17 protein-coding genes are annotated in these 18,286 nt (G+C 60.6%); 10 read left to right on the forward strand and 7 right to left on the reverse strand.

Features of this window, described 5'->3' with window-relative positions; all coding sequences use genetic code 11:
* Nucleotides 1-97: 97 nt before the first annotated feature.
* The 3 genes from JKA62_RS19700 to JKA62_RS19710 all read left to right on the forward strand — a co-directional run bounded on the left by JKA62_RS19700 (nucleotide 98) and on the right by JKA62_RS19710 (nucleotide 2,317).
* The gene (locus JKA62_RS19700; protein WP_064382440.1) at nucleotides 98-571 is read left to right on the forward strand and encodes a nuclear transport factor 2 family protein; all 474 of its coding nucleotides are present in this window, start codon (nucleotides 98-100) and stop codon (nucleotides 569-571) included.
* A gap of 39 nt (nucleotides 572-610) precedes the next feature.
* On the forward strand, nucleotides 611-913 hold the full coding sequence (locus tag JKA62_RS19705) for a GIY-YIG nuclease family protein (RefSeq protein WP_064382439.1): 303 nt from the start codon (nucleotides 611-613) through the stop codon (nucleotides 911-913).
* 468 nt (nucleotides 914-1,381) lie between these two features.
* Nucleotides 1,382-2,317 carry a glutathione S-transferase family protein gene (locus tag JKA62_RS19710; protein ID WP_201819110.1) on the forward strand — a complete coding sequence of 312 codons (936 nt, stop codon included), beginning with the start codon at nucleotides 1,382-1,384 and terminating at the stop codon, nucleotides 2,315-2,317.
* Nucleotides 2,318-2,348: 31 nt separating this feature from the next.
* Here the strand turns inward: JKA62_RS19710 and JKA62_RS19715 are convergent, their stop codons facing one another.
* Both JKA62_RS19715 and yejK read right to left on the reverse strand, forming a co-directional pair.
* Nucleotides 2,349-2,699: a glutaredoxin family protein gene (locus JKA62_RS19715; protein WP_064593565.1), complete on the reverse strand. Its 351-nt coding sequence runs from the start codon at nucleotides 2,697-2,699 to the stop codon at nucleotides 2,349-2,351.
* Nucleotides 2,699-3,703, reverse strand: coding sequence for a nucleoid-associated protein YejK (yejK, locus tag JKA62_RS19720; protein WP_007957356.1), 1,005 nt, complete (start codon nucleotides 3,701-3,703; stop codon nucleotides 2,699-2,701). Before yejK ends, JKA62_RS19715 begins: the two co-directional genes overlap by 1 nt.
* Nucleotides 3,704-4,099: 396 nt before the next feature.
* On the opposite strand from yejK, the gene JKA62_RS19725 reads away from it, so the two are divergent.
* Complete coding sequence (locus tag JKA62_RS19725; protein WP_003221909.1) at nucleotides 4,100-4,381, forward strand: HU family DNA-binding protein; 282 nt, start codon at nucleotides 4,100-4,102, stop codon at nucleotides 4,379-4,381.
* A 122-nt stretch (nucleotides 4,382-4,503) separates the two neighbouring features.
* On the opposite strand, the gene rlmF is transcribed toward JKA62_RS19725, so the two are convergent.
* The 5 genes from rlmF to JKA62_RS19750 form a co-directional block, all read right to left on the reverse strand.
* Nucleotides 4,504-5,526, reverse strand: coding sequence for a 23S rRNA (adenine(1618)-N(6))-methyltransferase RlmF (gene rlmF, locus JKA62_RS19730; protein ID WP_011332580.1), 1,023 nt, complete (start codon nucleotides 5,524-5,526; stop codon nucleotides 4,504-4,506).
* A gap of 133 nt (nucleotides 5,527-5,659) precedes the next feature.
* A complete protein-coding gene (locus tag JKA62_RS19735) occupies nucleotides 5,660-8,506 on the reverse strand; it encodes a valine--tRNA ligase (RefSeq protein ID WP_011332581.1) in 2,847 nt (948 codons plus the stop codon).
* A 199-nt stretch (nucleotides 8,507-8,705) separates the two neighbouring features.
* A complete protein-coding gene (locus JKA62_RS19740; protein ID WP_064382433.1) occupies nucleotides 8,706-9,101 on the reverse strand; it encodes a hypothetical protein in 396 nt (131 codons plus the stop codon).
* Nucleotides 9,102-9,109: 8 nt separating this feature from the next.
* Nucleotides 9,110-9,538 carry a DNA polymerase III subunit chi gene (locus tag JKA62_RS19745; protein ID WP_011332583.1) on the reverse strand — a complete coding sequence of 143 codons (429 nt, stop codon included), beginning with the start codon at nucleotides 9,536-9,538 and terminating at the stop codon, nucleotides 9,110-9,112.
* A gap of 60 nt (nucleotides 9,539-9,598) precedes the next feature.
* A complete protein-coding gene (locus JKA62_RS19750) occupies nucleotides 9,599-11,089 on the reverse strand; it encodes a leucyl aminopeptidase (protein ID WP_201819112.1) in 1,491 nt (496 codons plus the stop codon).
* Between the two features lie 308 nt (nucleotides 11,090-11,397).
* On the opposite strand from JKA62_RS19750, the gene lptF reads away from it, so the two are divergent.
* The 6 genes from lptF (at nucleotide 11,398) to era (ending at nucleotide 18,173) form a co-directional block, all read left to right on the forward strand.
* Nucleotides 11,398-12,519, forward strand: coding sequence for an LPS export ABC transporter permease LptF (gene lptF / locus JKA62_RS19755; protein ID WP_201819114.1), 1,122 nt, complete (start codon nucleotides 11,398-11,400; stop codon nucleotides 12,517-12,519).
* Nucleotides 12,512-13,573: an LPS export ABC transporter permease LptG gene (lptG, locus tag JKA62_RS19760; protein ID WP_007957365.1), complete on the forward strand. Its 1,062-nt coding sequence runs from the start codon at nucleotides 12,512-12,514 to the stop codon at nucleotides 13,571-13,573. The genes lptF and lptG overlap by 8 nt, the downstream gene beginning before the upstream one ends.
* Nucleotides 13,574-13,745: 172 nt before the next feature.
* Nucleotides 13,746-15,542 (forward strand): translation elongation factor 4, encoded by a 1,797-nt coding sequence (gene lepA / locus JKA62_RS19765; RefSeq protein ID WP_039769508.1) that lies wholly within the window; start codon nucleotides 13,746-13,748, stop codon nucleotides 15,540-15,542.
* Nucleotides 15,543-15,551: 9 nt separating this feature from the next.
* Nucleotides 15,552-16,406, forward strand: coding sequence for a signal peptidase I (gene lepB, locus JKA62_RS19770; protein ID WP_011332588.1), 855 nt, complete (start codon nucleotides 15,552-15,554; stop codon nucleotides 16,404-16,406).
* 182 nt (nucleotides 16,407-16,588) lie between these two features.
* Nucleotides 16,589-17,278 carry a ribonuclease III gene (gene rnc, locus JKA62_RS19775; RefSeq protein WP_011332589.1) on the forward strand — a complete coding sequence of 230 codons (690 nt, stop codon included), beginning with the start codon at nucleotides 16,589-16,591 and terminating at the stop codon, nucleotides 17,276-17,278.
* Nucleotides 17,271-18,173 carry a GTPase Era gene (gene era, locus JKA62_RS19780; RefSeq protein ID WP_011332590.1) on the forward strand — a complete coding sequence of 301 codons (903 nt, stop codon included), beginning with the start codon at nucleotides 17,271-17,273 and terminating at the stop codon, nucleotides 18,171-18,173. The genes rnc and era overlap by 8 nt, the downstream gene beginning before the upstream one ends.
* The last annotated feature ends 113 nt before the right edge of the window (nucleotides 18,174-18,286 follow it).

The following is an 18,286-nucleotide window of genomic DNA, read 5'->3' on the forward strand; positions in this document are numbered from 1 at the left end:
GCACATACTGTCGGTATTCGAAATGCGAATGCCGATAGTGTTTCAGGCGTTTGCGGATTATCGTGCTGGCAATCTGTACCTTTCCTGGAGATTGCCCATGAGTGAAGAAGCCCACAGCGCCCTGATCACCCGTTTCTACCAGGCCTTCCAGCGCCTCGACGCCGAGGCCATGGCCGCCTGCTACACCGACGACGTGGTGTTCAGCGATCCGGCCTTCGGCGAGCTGCGCGGTCGTGATGCCGGCGACATGTGGCGCATGCTCACCACTCGCGCCAAGGACTTCTCCCTGACCTTCAACAACGTCCGCGCCGACGAGCGCAGCGGCGGCGCCCACTGGGTGGCGACCTACCTGTTCAGCCAGACCGGCAATGTCGTGATCAACGACATCCAGGCGCGCTTCGTCTTCCGTGACGGCAAGATCTGTGAACACCACGACCACTTCGACCTGTGGCGCTGGTCGCGTCAGGCGCTGGGTTTCAAGGGGGTGTTGTTGGGCTGGACGCCTCTGGTGCGCAACGCTGTCCGTGCTCAGGCGCTGAAAGGGCTGAAGGCATTTCAGGCGAGTCGCTGATAAGATCGCCACCTGTTTTTCTTACGCCTGAATTGTCCCGTGAACAGCCTCAGCGAAAATCCTCTCGATGCCGACGTTCCAGTGAGCAAATCCTGGTTCGTCTACCTCGTACGCGCCGCCAACGGTTCGCTGTACTGCGGGATCAGCGATGATCCCGTGCGCCGTTTCGCCAAGCACCAGAGCGGCAAGGGCGCACGGTTCTTTCTTTCAAGCCCGGCGATGGCGCTGGTCTACACCGAGCGTTGCCGCGACAAGGGTGATGCTTTGCGTCAGGAGCGGTTGATCAAGAAGCTCAGGAAGAGTGCGAAGGAGTGTCTGGTGGCGTCTTATCGGCCTGATTGAGCAGGTGCAAACGGTAAAATCACTGGATGTCGAAGCACTGCCTCGGGCACACAACAGGCGAAAAAAAACCGCCTTTGCGGAGCGGTTTTTTCTGTAAACGCCGGTTTGCGGCCGGGTTTACTGCATCTCAATGGACACACTAGCGTGTATTCCGAAGGCGTACGTGGTCCGGTAAGCACGCTGGAGGTTTGGCCCCCAACCGGAGGCCAAAATGTATGAAGCTTTTGCTACGTACTCTGAGCCTCGTATGGAGGTCGTTCAAAGCGTTTCGCTTTTACGAGTTCCTGCGAGATCACTTCGATGACCTGATGTAGGTTCATTGAAGTGGGAAGCCGTCTCGGCCTTGGCTGAGGCGGTTTTTTAGTGCCTTATCAACCTGACTGATCAGTTCCCATCAGCCGGATCCGTAGGCTGCGAACGAATTGCGCGCTAAGCTGCTGGCTCACTTTCTGTGCGGCGGAGCCGAGCATGTCCGAGTTGATTCTGCATCATTACCCGACCTCTCCATTTGCCGAAAAGGCCCGGCTGCTGTTGGGTTTCAAGGGCTTGTCCTGGCGCTCGGTGCACATTTCGCCGGTGATGCCGAAGCCGGATCTGACCGCCCTGACAGGCGGCTACCGCAAGACCCCGGTGCTACAGATCGGCGCTGATATCTATTGCGACACCGCGCTGATCGCCCGTCGCCTCGAGCAGGAAAAGGCCCAACCTTCGTTCTTCCCGGAAGGTCAGGAAATGATCGCCGCCAGTTTCGCCGCCTGGGCCGATTCGGTGGTGTTCCAGCATGCGGTGAGCCTCGTTTTTCAGCCGGAGTCGGTGGCGGTGCGTTTCGGCAAGTTGCCGCCGGAAGCGATCAAGGCGTTCCTCGCCGATCGTGCCGGACTGTTCAGTGGTGGCAGCGCGACCAAGCTTTCAGCCGAACAGGCCAAGCACAATTGGCCGACCCTCATGGCGCGTCTGGAGCAGCAGTTGCAGCGTGAAGACGGTGACTTCCTGCTCGGTGAGCCTTCGATTGCCGACTTCGCCATGGCCCATCCACTGTGGTTTCTCAAGGCCACGCACGTGACGGCGCCGTTGGTGGATGCTTATCCGGCAGTGTCGGCGTGGCTGGGTCGGGTGCTCGGTTTTGGCCATGGCGTGGCCAGCGAGATGAGTTCGGAGGAAGCACTGGAGATCGCGCGCAGCTCTAAGCCCGTAGCGTTGCCGGATGAGGTGTTCACTGATCCGAACGGGTTCGTGGCAGGTCAACAGGTGCTGATCGCAGCGACAGACTACGGTGTTGATCCGGTGGCCGGTGAGCTGGTGTTTGCCGGTCGCGAGGAGCTGATCCTGCGCCGTGAAGACGAACGCGGCGGAGTGGTGCATGTGCACTTCCCGCGTTTCGGTTTCCGGATCGAGAAACGCTGAAACAACTGAGGGAGCCGATTGGCTCCCTCGTTCATTTCAGTGCAGCGAGAATCTCGTCGGGATCAAACCCGCGGATCAACGTGCCATTGACGTCGATCAGCGGAATCCCGCGTCCGCCCAGCGCTTCATACGCCTTGCGTGCTTCGGCATCCTTCTCGATATCGAATTCCTTGAACGCAATGCCTTTCTGATCGAGAAAGCGCTTGGTCTGCTTGCAGTAGCCGCACCAGTCTGTGGCGTACAGCACAACCCTGGCGTTGGCGCGAACCTGCTCGGACGCCATCTGCGACGGGTTGAACACCCGCTCGATCTTGCCCCAGTTCTGATAGACCACGACCACCAGCAGAACCAGCAGAACCTTTTTCAGCACATTGCCGAGCATCAGTTGCGGCGCTTCAACTGATCGGTGAGCGAGGTCGGCAGGCCTTTGATGACCAGGGTCCCGGCTTCTTCGTCGTACTCGATTTTCGAGCCCAGCAGGTGCGCTTCAAAGCTGATCGACAGGCCTTCGGCGCGACCGGTGAAGCGACGGAACTGATTGAGCGTGCGCTTATCCGCCGGGATCTCCGGCGACAGGCCGTAATCCTTGTTGCGGATGTGATCGTAGAAGGCCTTCGGGCGTTCTTCGTCGATCAGCTCAGACAGTTCTTCCAGCCCCATGGGTTCGCCGAGCTTGGCCTGGCTGCTGGCATAGTCGACCAGGGTCTTGGTCTTCTCGCGGGCGGAATCTTCCGGCAGGTCTTCGCTCTCGACGAAGTCGCTGAAGGCCTTGAGCAGGGTGCGGGTTTCGCCCGGGCCGTCGACGCCTTCCTGGCAGCCGATGAAGTCGCGGAAGTACTCCGAGACCTTCTTGCCGTTCTTGCCCTTGATGAACGAGATGTACTGCTTGGACTGCTTGTTGTTCTGCCACTCGGAGACGTTGATCCGCGCCGCCAGGTGCAGTTGACCGAGGTCGAGGTGGCGCGATGGCGTCACGTCCAGTTGATCGGTCACCGCCACGCCCTCGCTGTGGTGCAGCAGGGCGATGGCCAGGTAATCAGTCATGCCTTGCTGATAGTGGGCGAACAGCACATGGCCGCCGACCGACAGGTTCGATTCTTCCATCAGCTTTTGCAGGTGCTCGACCGCGACCTTGCTGAACGCGGTGAAGTCCTTGCCGCCTTCCATGTATTCCTTCAGCCAGCCGCTGAACGGGAACGCACCGGACTCCGGATGGAACAACCCCCAGGCTTTACCCTGTTTGGCGTTATAGCTCTCGTTGAGATCGGCGAGCATGTTCTCGATGGCTGCGGACTCAGCCAGTTCGGAGTCACGGGCGTGCAGGACTGCGGGTGTGCCGTCGGGTTTTTTGTCGATCAAATGGACGATGCAATGACGGATCGGCATAGGCTTCTCGGCTGGTGGAAGGGAGGAGGGCGGGCTCCCCCGAAAAAGCGCCCAGTGTACCGCAACCACTGGATTTGGCGCGGGGTGAAGGGCAAATCCGGGTCACCCGACTGCCCTTATGCATTTATTTACCGATTTAGCGCAATAAACCTGACCATTTGGCTAGCTAGAGGCGGATATTTCCTTGTCTCTGTGCTAGTTTTGCCCGGTCTTGTGCGAAGTCACCGCGACAAGCATGCATTCAGCTTTTGTCAGGTCGAACCAAACCTTGATTTCGGCATCTATAACCCCGACTCGTCGTGGTTATCGCCGAGGGTGCCAGATCCAGAAGATCGGGCTCGATGGCTGACACTGCACTCTGCAATCCATATGAATTTGATAGGGAAGGAACACTACATGGCTCTTACTAAAGACCAACTGATCGCCGACATCGCTGAAGCTATCGACGCGCCGAAAACCACCGCGCGTAACGCTCTGGACCAACTGGGCCAAATCGTTGCCGATCAGCTGGAAAACGGCGGCGAAATCACCTTGCCAGGTATCGGCAAGCTGAAAGTGACCGAGCGTCCTGCCCGCACTGGCCGTAACCCATCGACTGGCGCTGCCATCGAAATCCCTGCCAAGAAAGTGATCAAGCTGGTTGTGGCCAAAGGCCTGACCGACGCTGTGAACAAGTAAGACGCAGCGATAAAAAAACCGTGCACCGGAGCGATCCGGGCACGGTTTTTTTGTGCCTGCTGTTTGTGTTTCAGCAGTAGCGGCGGCTGCTTGCGGTCAAGCGCCGCCCAGGTTGAAACGTATTACTTGCGCACCCAGCGTTCGCGCCGCCAGATCTGCTGCTCGGACTTGGTCTGGAAGGTCCAGGCGACGAAGCGGCTCTGCTTCTGCCCCTGGGACATTTCCACCACCTGGCTTTCCAGCGCACCGGCCTTCTTCAGCGCGGTTTCGATGGCAGGCAGGTTCGAGGCTTTCGAGACCAGGGTGCTGAACCACAGCACCTTGTGTGCAAAGTTCGCACTTTCGGCGATCAGTTGCGTCACGAAACGCGCCTCGCCACCTTCACACCACAGCTCGGCCGACTGGCCGCCGAAGTTCAGTACCGGCAATTTGCGCTTCGGGTCGGCCTTGCCCAGGGCTCGCCATTTGCGCTCGCTGCCCTTGGTGGCCTCTTCCATCGAGGCATGGAATGGCGGGTTGCACATGGTCAGGTCAAAGCGTTCGCCGGGCTCCAGCAGGCCGATCAGGATGTGCTTGCGGTTCTCCTGCTGGCGCAGCTGGATGACCTTGTTCAGGTCGTTGGACTGAACGATGGCCCTGGCAGCGGCCACGGCGGTCGGATCGATCTCCGAGCCGAGGAAGTGCCAGCGATATTCGCTGTTACCGATCAGCGGGTACACGCAGTTGGCGCCCATGCCGATATCCAGCACATTGACGATGGCGCCGCGCGGAACCACGCCGTCGTTGTTGCTGGCCAGCAGGTCAGCCAAAAAGTGGATGTAGTCGGCACGGCCCGGCACCGGCGGGCACAGATAATCGGCCGGGATGTCCCAATGCTGGATGCCGTAGAACGATTTGAGCAGCGCCCGGTTGAACACACGCACCGCATCGGGACTGGCGAAATCGATGCTTTCCTTGCCGTACGGGTTGGTGATCACGAACTTCGCCAGTTCCGGAGTGGTCTTGATCAGCGCCGGGAAGTCGTAACGACCCTGATGGCGATTGCGCGGGTGCAGGCTGGCTTCTTTACGCGGCTCCACGGGCTTGGCCGGGGTGGCGGAGTCAGGCTTCTTGCGCGCAGGTTTCGGTGTACGTGGGGCGTTCATGGGCGTGGTCGATTCGGGTAGGGCTGAAAGTGGCGGCTATTGTCCCACAGGGCGCTGCGTTGTTGGCCGGAAAAGTGCCGGGCACAAAAAAGGGAGGCCGTTGCGGGCCTCCCTTTTTCAGTGCGATTCGCCGTTACAGGCTGGCAATCCGCGCGTGCTGCTCGGCCAGCTTGGCCAGAGCCTGTTCGGCTTCGGCCAGTTTGGCGCGTTCCTTCTCGATGACTTCGGCCGGAGCCTTGTCAACGAAACCGGCGTTGGACAGCTTGCCGCCAACGCGCTGGACTTCGCCCTGCAGACGCAGGATTTCCTTGTCCAGACGCGCCAGCTCGGCGCCCTTGTCGATCAGACCGGCCATCGGCACCAGCACTTCCATTTCGCCAACCAGCGCAGTAGCGGACAGCGGCGCTTCTTCGCCGGCCGCCAGCACGGTGATCGATTCCAGACGCGCCAGCTTCTTCAGCAGCGCTTCATTCTCGGTCAGGCGGCGCTGGTCTTCAGCGCTGACGTTTTTCAGGTAGATCGGCAGCGGTTTGCCCGGGCCGATGTTCATTTCGCCACGGATGTTGCGTGTGCCGAGCATCAGGCCCTTGAGCCATTCGATATCGTCTTCGGCCGCCGGATCGATGCGCTCTTCGTTGGCCACCGGCCACGCTTGCAGCATGATCGTCTTGCCCTGAATGCCGGCCAGCGGCGCGATGCGCTGCCAGATTTCTTCAGTGATGAACGGCATGAACGGATGCGCCAGACGCAGCGCCACTTCCAGTACGCGAACCAGCGTGCGGCGAGTGCCGCGCTGACGCTCGACCGGCGCGTTTTCGTCCCACAGCACTGGCTTGGACAGTTCCAGGTACCAGTCGCAGTACTGGTTCCAGATGAACTCGTACAGCGCTTGCGCCGCCAGGTCGAAACGGAACTGATCCAGTTGGCGGGTCACTTCGGCTTCGGTGCGTTGCAGCTGCGAGATGATCCAGCGATCCGCCAGTGACAGCTCGTAGGCTTCGCCGTTCTGGCCGCAGTCTTCGCCCTTGTCCAGAACATAACGCGCAGCGTTCCAGATCTTGTTGCAGAAGTTGCGATAGCCTTCGACGCGGCCCATGTCGAATTTGATGTCGCGACCGGTGGACGCCAGCGAGCAGAAAGTGAAGCGCAGGGCGTCGGTGCCGTAGCTGGCGATGCCGTCGGCGAACTCTTCGCGGGTCTGCTTCTCGATCTTCTTCGCCAGTTTCGGCTGCATCAGACCGGACGTGCGTTTCTGCACCAGGGTTTCGAGCTCGATGCCGTCGATGATGTCCAGCGGGTCCAGGACGTTGCCCTTGGACTTGGACATCTTCTGGCCCTGGCCATCACGCACCAGGCCGTGCACATAAACAGTCTTGAACGGAACCTGCGGCGTGCCGTCCTCGTTCTTGATCAGGTGCATGGTCAGCATGATCATCCGGGCAACCCAGAAGAAAATGATGTCGAAACCGGTGACCAGCACGTCGGTGGAGTGGAATTTCTTCAGGAACTCGGTCTTTTCCGGCCAGCCCAGGGTGGAGAAGGTCCACAAGCCCGAACTGAACCAGGTGTCGAGAACGTCGTTGTCCTGTTGCAGCGCAACGTCCGGACCGATGTTGTGCTTGGCGCGCACTTCGGCTTCGTCGCGACCGACGTAGACCTTGCCCGACTCGTCGTACCAGGCAGGAATCCGGTGGCCCCACCACAGCTGACGGCTGATGCACCAGTCCTGGATGTCACGCATCCACGAGAAGTACATGTTTTCGTATTGCTTCGGCACGAACTGGATGCGACCGTCTTCGACGGCAGCAATCGCAGGCTCGGCCAGCGGCTTGGTGGACACGTACCACTGGTCGGTCAGCCACGGCTCGATGACGGTGCCGGAGCGGTCGCCTTTCGGCACTTTCAGGTTGTGGTCGTCGACGCTGACCAGCAGGCCGGCGGCGTCGAACGCGGCCACGATCTGCTTGCGCGCTTCGAAACGCTCGAGACCGGCGTACTCGGCCGGAATCTTGCCGTCGATGCTCTCGTTCAGCGTGCCGTCGAGGTTGAACACTTGCGCTGCCGGCAGCACGTTGGCGTTCTTGTCGAAGATGTTGAGCAGCGGCAGGTTGTGGCGTTTGCCGACTTCGTAGTCGTTGAAATCGTGGGCCGGGGTGATTTTCACGCAGCCGGTGCCGAATTCAGGATCGCAGTAATCGTCGGCGATGATCGGGATGCGGCGGCCGACCAGCGGCAGCTCGACAAACTTGCCGATCAGGGCTTTGTAGCGCTCGTCGTTCGGGTTCACCGCGACGGCGGAGTCGCCGAGCATGGTTTCCGGACGGGTGGTCGCGACGATCAGGAAATCGTTGCCTTCAGCAGTTTTTGCGCCGTCGGCCAGCGGGTATTTCAGGTTCCACAGGAAACCTTTCTCGTCGTGGTTTTCCACTTCGAGGTCGGAAATCGCCGTGTGCAGTTTGGTGTCCCAGTTGACCAGACGCTTGCCGCGATAGATCAGACCGTCTTCGTGCAGGCGCACGAAGGCTTCTTTAACGGCTTCCGAGAGGCCGTCGTCCATGGTGAAGCGCTCGCGGCTCCAGTCCACGGACGAGCCGAGACGGCGGATCTGACGGCTGATGTTGCCGCCGGACTGATCCTTCCATTCCCAGACTTTCTCGAGGAATTTTTCCCGGCCCAGATCGTGGCGGTTCTGGCCCTGGGCTTCGAGCTGACGCTCCACCAGCATCTGCGTGGCGATACCGGCGTGGTCGGTGCCCGGCTGCCACAGGGTGTTGCGACCCTGCATGCGGCGGAAACGGATCAGGGCGTCCATGATCGCGTTGTTGAAACCGTGACCCATGTGCAGGCTGCCGGTGACGTTCGGCGGCGGGATCATGATGGTGTAGGAGTCGCCCGCGCCTTGCGGGGCGAAGTAGTTCTCGGACTCCCAGGTGTTGTACCAGGAAGTTTCAATGGCGTGCGGCTGGTAGGTCTTATCCATGCGCGGCGGGACCCTATTGGCATTTATTCAGGAAAAGCCGGGAAGTATAGCGGGGCATGGGGCGCAGGGCGAGCGGGGCGGGCCGGGTGGAGACTTAAATGTGGGAGCTGGCTTGCCAGCGATGCAGGCGCCACGGTTTTTCAGGAAAACCGCAGTGATGCTATCGCTGGCAGGCCAGCTCCCACAGGAGATCAGGGAATTATTCGTACTGGCCGAGAAGCCGTTCCATTCGCGCCTCGAGGCGGCGTTTGATTTCGGTTTCGATGTGCGGCGCGAAATCGTCGATCACGTCCTGCATGATCAGTTGCGCAGCGGCGCGCAGTTCGCTGTCCAGGTGCAGGAGGGCGTCGGGGCCTTTATCCACAGGCGCGACGGGCGCAGTGGCGGGCTTCACGACGGGGGCGGGAGGCGGTACGACGGCGGGCGGCTCAGTGCCGACCGAGTCGAACAACATCGGAATCTGTTCCTGTTCGCCATCATCGACCGTGTCGGTCAACAGCGGCGGTTGCAGGTTGTCATCGCCGAGCAACTGGCGGATCGACTCAAGGTCATCCAGCAGGTGCGCGGGTTTTTGCAGCGGTTTTGGAGTGTCCATCGGCGTACTCAGAGTCGCTGTAAACGGTGGTCTTGCAGAGGATAGCCCTGTTCGCGGTAGAAACGGAAACTCTCCCGCGCCGCAGTGCGGATCGCCGGATCTTCCACCACCACCTCGGCAACGCGGGCGAATTTACTGGCGAAAACCGGGACTTTCAGGTCGAGGTTGACCAGCAAGTCTGTGTGCTGGCCACAGTCCTCGCCCACTCCCAATACGATCAAACCTTCCGGCTCGCTTTCAGCCGGGCCGTGAGGCACGAAGGTTTCACCCTTGAACGCCCACAGGCGCGCATCGAGATCATCACGCTGGGCGGCATCGCTGCAATGCAGGTAGATGCGATGGCCCATGCGCCAGGCTTTATCGGTGAGCTTGCAGGCAAAGTCCAGGCGAGCCGAAGGATCGGCGCTGGGCAGGATATAAAAGTCGACTTTGGTCATTGCGGTTCCTGAGCTGCGAGCGGCGCCCCTCAAGAGAGGCGCCGCTCGCAGTCATCGGTTTCAGGCTTTGGCGCGGTCCAGCAAGTATTGGGTCAACAGCGGGACCGGACGGCCGGTTGCGCCCTTGTCCTTGCCGCCGCTGGTCCAGGCGGTGCCTGCGATATCCAGGTGCGCCCAGTTCAGGTTCTTGGTGAAGCGCGACAGGAAGCAGGCGGCGGTGATGGTGCCGGCCTTCGGACCGCCGATGTTGGCGATGTCGGCGAACGGGCTGTCCAGTTGCTCCTGGTACTCATCGAACAGCGGCAGTTGCCAGGCGCGGTCGTCGGCAGCCTTGCCGGCGCTCAGCAATTGCTCGATCAGTTCGTCGTTGTTGCCCAGCAGGCCCGAAGTGTGGGCGCCCAGGGCAACGACGCAGGCACCGGTCAGGGTGGCGATGTCGATCACCGCTTGCGGCTTGAAGCGCTCGGAGTAGGTCAGGGCATCGCACAGCACCAGACGGCCTTCGGCGTCGGTGTTGAGGATTTCCACGGTCTGGCCGCTCATGGTGGTGACGATGTCGCCCGGACGCGAGGCGGTGCCGCTCGGCATGTTCTCGGCGCAAGCCAGGATGCACACCAGGTTGATCGGCAGTTTCAGTTCGAGCACGGCGCGCAGGGTACCGAACACGCTGGCGGCACCACCCATGTCGTACTTCATTTCGTCCATGCCGGCACCCGGCTTCAAGCTGATGCCGCCGGTGTCGAAAGTGATGCCTTTGCCGACCAGTGCGTACGGCTTCTCGGATTTCTTGCCGCCGTTGTATTGCATGACGATCAGGCGCGGCGGCTGGGCGCTGCCCTGGCCGACGGCGTAGAACGAACCCATGCCCAGCGACTTGATCTTCTTCTCGTCGAGGACTTCGACTTTCAGGTCCTTGAACTCTTTGCCAAGGTTCTTGGCTTGCTCGCCGAGGAAGGTCGGGTGGCAGATGTTCGGTGGCAGGTTGCCCAGGTTACGGGTGAATGCCATGCCGTTGGCGATTGCGGTGGCGTGGGTCACGGCGCGTTGCACTTCGGCCTGAGCAGCCTTGATGGTCAGCAGGGTGATTTTCTTCAGGGCGCGCGGTTCGGCTTTCTGGCTCTTGAACTGGTCGAAGGTATATTCGCCGTCGACCAGGGTTTCGGCCAGCAGGCGGGTCTTGCCGTAGCTGTCGCGGTTTTTGACGATGATTTCATCGAGTGCCAGCACGGCATCGCTGCCGCCCAGGCCTTTAAGCGTGTTGAGCATGCCGGCGACAATCTTGCGGAATGGACGGTCGCCCAGTTCTTCATCCTTGCCCACACCAACCAGCAGCACGCGTTCGGCTTTCAGGTTCGGCAGGCTGTGCAGCAACAGACTCTGGCCGACCTTGCCGGCCAGGTCGCCACGCTTGAGCACGGCGCTGATGGCGCCACCGCTCAGTTCGTCGACCTGTTTGGCGGCGACGCCGAGTTTGCGGCCTTCGCCGACGGCAACCACCAGGGTGGCGGTTTTCAACGTTTCTGGGCTAACGCTTTTTACAACCAGTTCCATGTCCGGATCCCTGAATGAATGGTCAACACGCAGGCGTTCGACGGTGTCCGCCGTCGCCTGCTTATAGAGAGAAGAGGCGCAGGCCAGTGCCTGCGACAGAGGCGGCAGTTTGAACCTCGCTCACCGCGCCTGACAACCCTCGGTTGTACGATCTTCAACGGATTGCATGCTTGCGTGAGTGTGCGCAGTGACAGGCGCCCTCAATCACAGGATAATGCCGCATCTTTTTTCGACGGCTCTGCCTTGCGGGCCCGTCGATACGTTTGCTTGTTTGGCCGCCTTAGCCTGACAACCCTGGAGTGTCTGGTTTGATCGTCTTCCGTTATCTGTCCCGCGAAGTCCTGTTGACCCTGAGTGCGGTAAGCGCCGTGCTGCTGGTCATCATCATGAGCGGTCGCTTCATCAAATACCTTGCCCAGGCCGCCGCGGGCCAGCTCGATCCGGGATCGCTGTTCCTGATCATGGGCTATCGCCTGCCGGGCTTCATGCAGTTGATCCTGCCGCTGGGGCTGTTCCTCGGGATTCTGCTGGCGTACGGCCGGCTGTACCTCGAAAGCGAGATGACCGTGCTTTCGGCCACCGGCATGAGTCAGCAGCGGTTGTTCCGCATGACCCTGTTTCCGGCCACCCTGGTAGCTGTGGTGGTGGCCTGGCTGAGCTTGAGCCTGGCACCGCAAGGCGCCAACCAGTTCCAGCTGCTGCTGAACAAACAGGATGCCCTGACCGAATTCGACACCCTCGAGCCGGGCCGTTTCCAGGCCTTGCGCGACGGTACGCGGGTGACCTACACCGAAACCCTCAGCGATGACCGGGTCAACCTCGGCAGCGTATTCATCTCGCAGAAGAACCTCGGTGCCAACCAGAAGGATCGCGGGATTTCCGTGCTGGTGGCGGAGAAAGGTCGTCAGGAAGTGCGTCCCGACGGCAACCGTTACCTGATCCTCGACAACGGCTACCGCTACGACGGCAGCCCGGGTCAGGCCAACTATCGCGCCATCCACTACGAAACCTACGGCGTGCTGCTGCCCAAGCCGGATGTCAGCGAGGAAGTCACCGACCGTGACGCCATGCCGACCTCGTCCCTGCTCGGCAGTGACGACATTCGCTCGAAAACCGAACTGCAATGGCGCCTGTCGCTGCCGTTGCTGGTGTTCATCGTGACTCTGATGGCGGTGCCGCTGTCGCGGGTCAATCCGCGTCAGGGGCGTTTCCTCAAGCTGCTGCCGGCGATTCTTCTTTATATGGCTTACCTGACCATCCTGATTGCCGCCCGCGGCGCCCTCGAGAAAGGCAAGATTCCACCGGCGCTCGGCTTGTGGTGGGTGCACGCGATCTTCCTGGTCATCGGTCTTGGCCTGCTGTACTGGGAGCCTCTGCGCCTGAAACTGGCGAGCCGTCGCAGCGCAGCGCTGGAGGTGGCCCGTGGTTAAACTCGACCGCTACATCGGCAGCAGCGTGTTCATGGCGATCATCGCAGTGCTGGCGATCATTCTCGGCCTGGCAACCTTGTTTGCGTTCATCGACGAGATGGGCGACGTCAGTGACACCTACACCCTGGTCGATGTCCTGAGCTTTGTGCTTCTGACCGCGCCACGGCGCATGTACGACATGCTGCCGATGGCGGCGCTGATCGGTTGCCTGATCGGCCTCGGCAGTCTGGCGAGCAGCAGCGAGCTGACCGTGATGCGCGCCGCCGGTGTGTCCATCGGGCGCATCGTCTGGGCGGTGATGAAGCCGATGCTGGTGCTGATGCTGGCCGGCGTGCTGATCGGCGAGTACGTGGCGCCGGCCACCGAAAGCATGGCCCAGGCCAACCGTTCGCTGGCGCAAGGCAGCGGCGACGCGCAAAGCGCCAAGCACGGCATGTGGCACCGTCAGGGCGAGGAGTTCATTCACATCAACTCCGTGCAGCCCAACGGTCGTCTGTATGGCGTGACCCGCTATCACTTTGACAAGGAGCGTCATCTGCTGAGCTCGAGCTTCGCCAAGCGCGCCGAGTTCGACACCGATCACTGGCAGCTGACCGACGTAACCACCACCAAATTCCACGAGCGCAGCACCGAAGTGGTCAATACGCCGGTGGAGCGCTGGGATGTCTCGCTGAGCCCGCAATTGCTGAGTACCGTGGTGATGGCGCCGGAATCGCTGTCGATCACCGGTCTGTGGGGTTACATCCACTATCTGGCTGATCAGGGCCTGAGCAATGGCCGTTACTGGCTGGCATTTTGGGTCAAGGTGTTGCAACCGCTGGTGACCGCCGCACTGGTGCTGATGGCAATCTCCTTCATCTTCGGTCCGTTGCGTTCGGTGACCCTCGGTCAGCGGGTGTTCACCGGTGTGCTGGTGGGTTTCACCTTCCGCATCGTTCAGGATCTGCTGGGCCCGTCCAGTCTGGTGTTCGGCTTCTCGCCGCTGTTCGCGGTGCTGGTGCCGGCTGGCGTGTGTGCGCTGGCGGGTGTCTGGCTGTTGCGTCGAGCCGGTTGATGAACCAGGTTTCACCCACGCTTTAGCCTTGAAAACGCCTCGGTCGCCAGACCGGGGCGTTTTTGCATGCAATCCGGGTGACAGGCGAACGTGACGCTTGCGCCGTGTATCAGGTACAATTCCCGGCTATTTTTCGGCGGGCCAAGCCTGCAGCCTTTTTGAGTGTTGATCCGTGAGTGATTTGAGTCATATCCGCAATTTCTCCATCATCGCCCACATTGACCATGGCAAGTCGACGCTGGCTGACCGTTTCATCCAGATGTGCGGCGGCCTGGCCGAGCGTGAAATGGAAGCCCAGGTACTGGATTCCATGGATCTGGAGCGCGAACGCGGGATCACCATCAAGGCCCACAGCGTCACCCTCTATTACAAGGCCAAAGACGGCGTCACCTACCAGCTGAACTTCATTGACACCCCGGGTCACGTCGACTTCACCTACGAAGTCAGCCGTTCCCTGGCGGCCTGTGAAGGTGCGTTGCTGGTGGTCGATGCGGGGCAGGGCGTTGAAGCCCAGTCCGTGGCCAACTGCTACACCGCCATCGAGCAGGGCCTTGAGGTCATGCCGGTCCTGAACAAGATCGACCTGCCACAGGCCGAGCCCGATCGCGTCAAGGACGAGATCGAGAAGATCATCGGCATCGACGCCACCGACGCCGTCACCTGCAGCGCCAAGACCGGCCTGGGTGTCGACGAAGTGCTCGAGCGTCTGGTTGCTACCATTCCTGCGCCGACCGGCAACATCGAAGATCCGCTGCAAGCGTTGATCATCGACTCCTGGTTCGACAACTACCTGGGCGTAGTCTCCCTGGTGCGCGTGCGTCACGGCCGCGTGAAGAAGGGCGACAAGATCCTGGTGAAGTCCACCGGCAAAGTGCATCTGGTTGACAGCGTCGGCGTGTTCAACCCGAAACACACTGCCACCGCTGACCTGAAGGCCGGCGAAGTGGGCTTCATCATCGCCAGCATCAAGGACATTCACGGTGCGCCGGTCGGTGACACCCTGACCCTGAGCTCCACCCCGGACGTTCCGGTGCTGCCAGGTTTCAAACGCATCCAGCCGCAGGTTTACGCCGGTCTGTTCCCGGTCAGTTCCGACGATTTCGAGGACTTCCGCGAAGCGTTGCAGAAACTGACCCTGAACGACTCGTCGCTGCAATACACCCCGGAAAGCTCCGACGCACTGGGCTTCGGCTTCCGTTGCGGCTTCCTCGGCATGCTGCACATGGAGATCATCCAGGAGCGCCTGGAGCGCGAATACGACCTGGACCTGATCACCACGGCGCCAACCGTAATCTTCGAACTGGTGCTGAAAACCGGTGAAACGATTTACGTGGACAACCCGTCGAAGCTGCCGGACGTCTCGTCGATCGAAGACATGCGCGAGCCGATCGTGCGCGCCAACATCCTGGTACCGCAGGAACACCTGGGCAACGTCATCACTCTGTGCATCGAGAAACGCGGTGTGCAGGTCGACATGCTGTTCCTCGGCAATCAGGTGCAAGTGACCTACGACTTGCCGATGAACGAAGTGGTCCTGGACTTCTTCGACCGTCTGAAATCCACCAGCCGCGGCTATGCTTCGCTGGACTACCATTTCGATCGTTACCAATCGGCTAATCTGGTGAAACTGGACGTGCTGATCAACGGCGACAAGGTCGACGCTCTGGCGCTGATCGTGCACCGTGACAATTCGCACTTCAAAGGTCGCCAGTTGACCGAGAAGATGAAAGAACTGATTCCTCGTCAGATGTTCGACGTGGCCATCCAGGCTGCCATTGGCGGTCAGATCGTCGCCCGGACAACCGTCAAGGCACTCAGAAAGAACGTATTGGCCAAGTGCTACGGCGGCGACGTCAGCCGTAAGAAAAAACTGCTTGAGAAGCAGAAGGCCGGTAAGAAACGCATGAAACAGGTCGGCAACGTGGAAATTCCACAAGAAGCCTTCCTCGCCGTGCTCAGGTTGGAATAGTCAGGTCCTATGTCACTAAATTTCCCGCTGTTGCTGGTCATTGCCGTGTTCGTCTGCGGTCTGTTGGCGTTGCTCGATCTGTTGATCCTGGCACCGCGTCGGCGTGCCGCCATCGCCTCCTATCAGGGCAGCGTCAGCCAGCCTGATGTGGTGGTGGTCGAGAAGCTGAACAAGGAACCGCTGCTGGTCGAGTACGGCAAGTCGTTCTTCCCGGTGCTGTTCATCGTGCTGGTGCTGCGTTCGTTTCTGGTGGAGCCGTTCCAGATTCCGTCCGGCTCGATGAAACCGACCCTGGACGTCGGCGACTTCATTCTGGTGAACAAGTTTTCCTACGGGATCCGTTTGCCGGTGATCGACAAGAAGATCATCGAAGTCGGTGACCCGCAGCGCGGCGATGTGATGGTGTTCCGCTACCCGAGCGACCCGAACGTCAACTACATCAAGCGTGTAGTCGGCCTGCCGGGCGACACCGTGCGGTACACCGCCGACAAGCGTCTGTTCGTCAACGGCGAGTCGATTGCCGAACAACTGGTCGGCTCCGAGCCGGGCACGCTGGGCAGCGCGGAACTCTACAAGGAAAAACTCGGCGTCGCCGAGCACCTGATCCGCAAGGAAATGAGCCGCTACCGCGCCACGCCGGACCATACCTGGACCGTGCCGGCCGGGCACTACTTCATGATGGGCGACAACCGCGACAACTCGAACGACAGTCGTTACTGGGATGATCCGAACATTCCCAAGGATCTGCTGGGCATGGTTCCCGACCAGAACATCGTCGGCAAGGCCTTCGCGGTCTGGATGAGCTGGCCGGAACCGAAACTCAGCCACCTGCCGAATTTCTCGCGGGTCGGCCTGATCAAGTAAACAAACACGGCGCTGTTGACCACAGCGCCGAATGCATTTCTGGCGTCGGCACAACCGGCTCCGGGGCATGAAGCCACGATATTCAGGACGTCATTTTTGAACACAGCGTTAATTGTCCCAGGCCTGCGCCGTATCCCGGCGATGGCAGTGGAATCCAGCCACGAACTCAGCGTGGGTAAACCGTGAGCGTTTCTCTAAGCCGTCTCGAGCGTCAGCTCGGTTACACCTTCAAGGACCAGGAACTGATGGTCCTGGCCCTTACGCACCGCAGCTTTGCCGGACGCAACAACGAGCGTCTGGAATTCCTCGGCGATGCGATCCTCAACTTTGTGGCCGGCGAAGCCCTGTTCGACCGTTTCCCGCTGGCTCGTGAAGGCCAGTTGTCGCGTTTGCGCGCGCGCTTGGTAAAAGGTGAGACGCTGGCGGTGCTGGCCCGCGGTTTCGATCTGGGTGATTACCTGCGTCTGGGTTCCGGCGAGTTGAAGAGCGGCGGTTTCCGTCGCGAATCGATTCTGGCTGACGCCCTTGAAGCACTGATCGGTGCGATCTACCTCGACGCCGGCATGGAAGTCGCCCGCGAACGCGTACTGGCCTGGCTGGCCGGCGAGTTCGAAGGCCTGACGCTGGTCGATACCAACAAGGATCCGAAGACGCGCCTGCAGGAATTCCTGCAATCGCGCGGCTGCGAACTGCCGCGCTACGAAGTGGTGGACATCCAGGGCGAGCCGCACTGCCGTACCTTCTTCGTCGAGTGCGAAGTTGTCCTATTGAATGAAAAAAGCCGGGGTCAGGGTGTGAGCCGTCGTATTGCCGAACAGGTAGCGGCCGCCGCAGCACTGATTGCCCTGGGTGTGGAGAATGGCAATGACTGATACAAACGCAACGCGCTGTGGCTATGTTGCCATCGTCGGCCGTCCAAACGTGGGCAAGTCCACGCTGCTGAACCACATCCTCGGCCAGAAGCTGGCAATCACCTCGCGCAAGCCGCAGACCACTCGCCACAACATGCTCGGGATCAAGACCGAGGGTGACGTGCAGGCGATCTACGTCGACACCCCCGGCATGCACAAGGGTGGCGAAAAAGCCCTGAACCGCTACATGAACAAGACCGCTTCGGCGGCGTTGAAAGACGTCGACGTGGTGATCTTCGTGGTCGATCGCACCAAGTGGACCGAAGAAGATCAGATGGTGTTGGAGCGCGTGCAGTACGTGACCGGCCCGCTGATCGTCGCGCTGAACAAGACCGACCGCATCGAAGACAAGGCCGAGCTGATGCCCCACCTGTCGTGGTTGCAGGAACAGCTGCCGAACGCGCAGATCATTCCAATCTCGGCGCAGCAGGGGCACAACCTCGACGCGCTGGAAAAGGTTATCGCCGATCATCTGCCGGAGAACGATCACTTCTTCCCGGAAGACCAGATCACCGACCGCAGCAGCCGCTTCCTCGCCGCCGAACTGGTGCGCGAGAAGATCATGCGCCAGCTCGGCGCCGAGCTGCCGTACCAGATCACCGTGGAAATCGAAGAGTTCAAGCAGCAGGGTGCGACGCTGCACATCCATGCGCTGATCCTCGTCGAGCGTGACGGCCAGAAGAAAATCATCATTGGCGACAAGGGCGAGCGCATCAAGCGCATCGGCACCGAGGCGCGCAAGGACATGGAGCTGCTGTTCGACTCCAAGATCATGCTCAACCTGTGGGTCAAGGTGAAGGGCGGCTGGTCCGACGACGAGCGTGCGCTGCGTTCGTTGGGTTACGGCGACCTGTAAGCGCTGATCCCGAGAACACCGATACCCACTGTGGGAGCGAGCCTGCTCGCGATAGCGGTATTTCAGTCGACATCCTTGTTGTCTGATACACCCTCATCGCGAGCAGGCTCGCT

The organism is Pseudomonas sp. B7, assembly GCF_016735645.1.
Classification (GTDB): Bacteria; Pseudomonadota; Gammaproteobacteria; order Pseudomonadales; family Pseudomonadaceae; genus Aquipseudomonas; species Aquipseudomonas glycinae.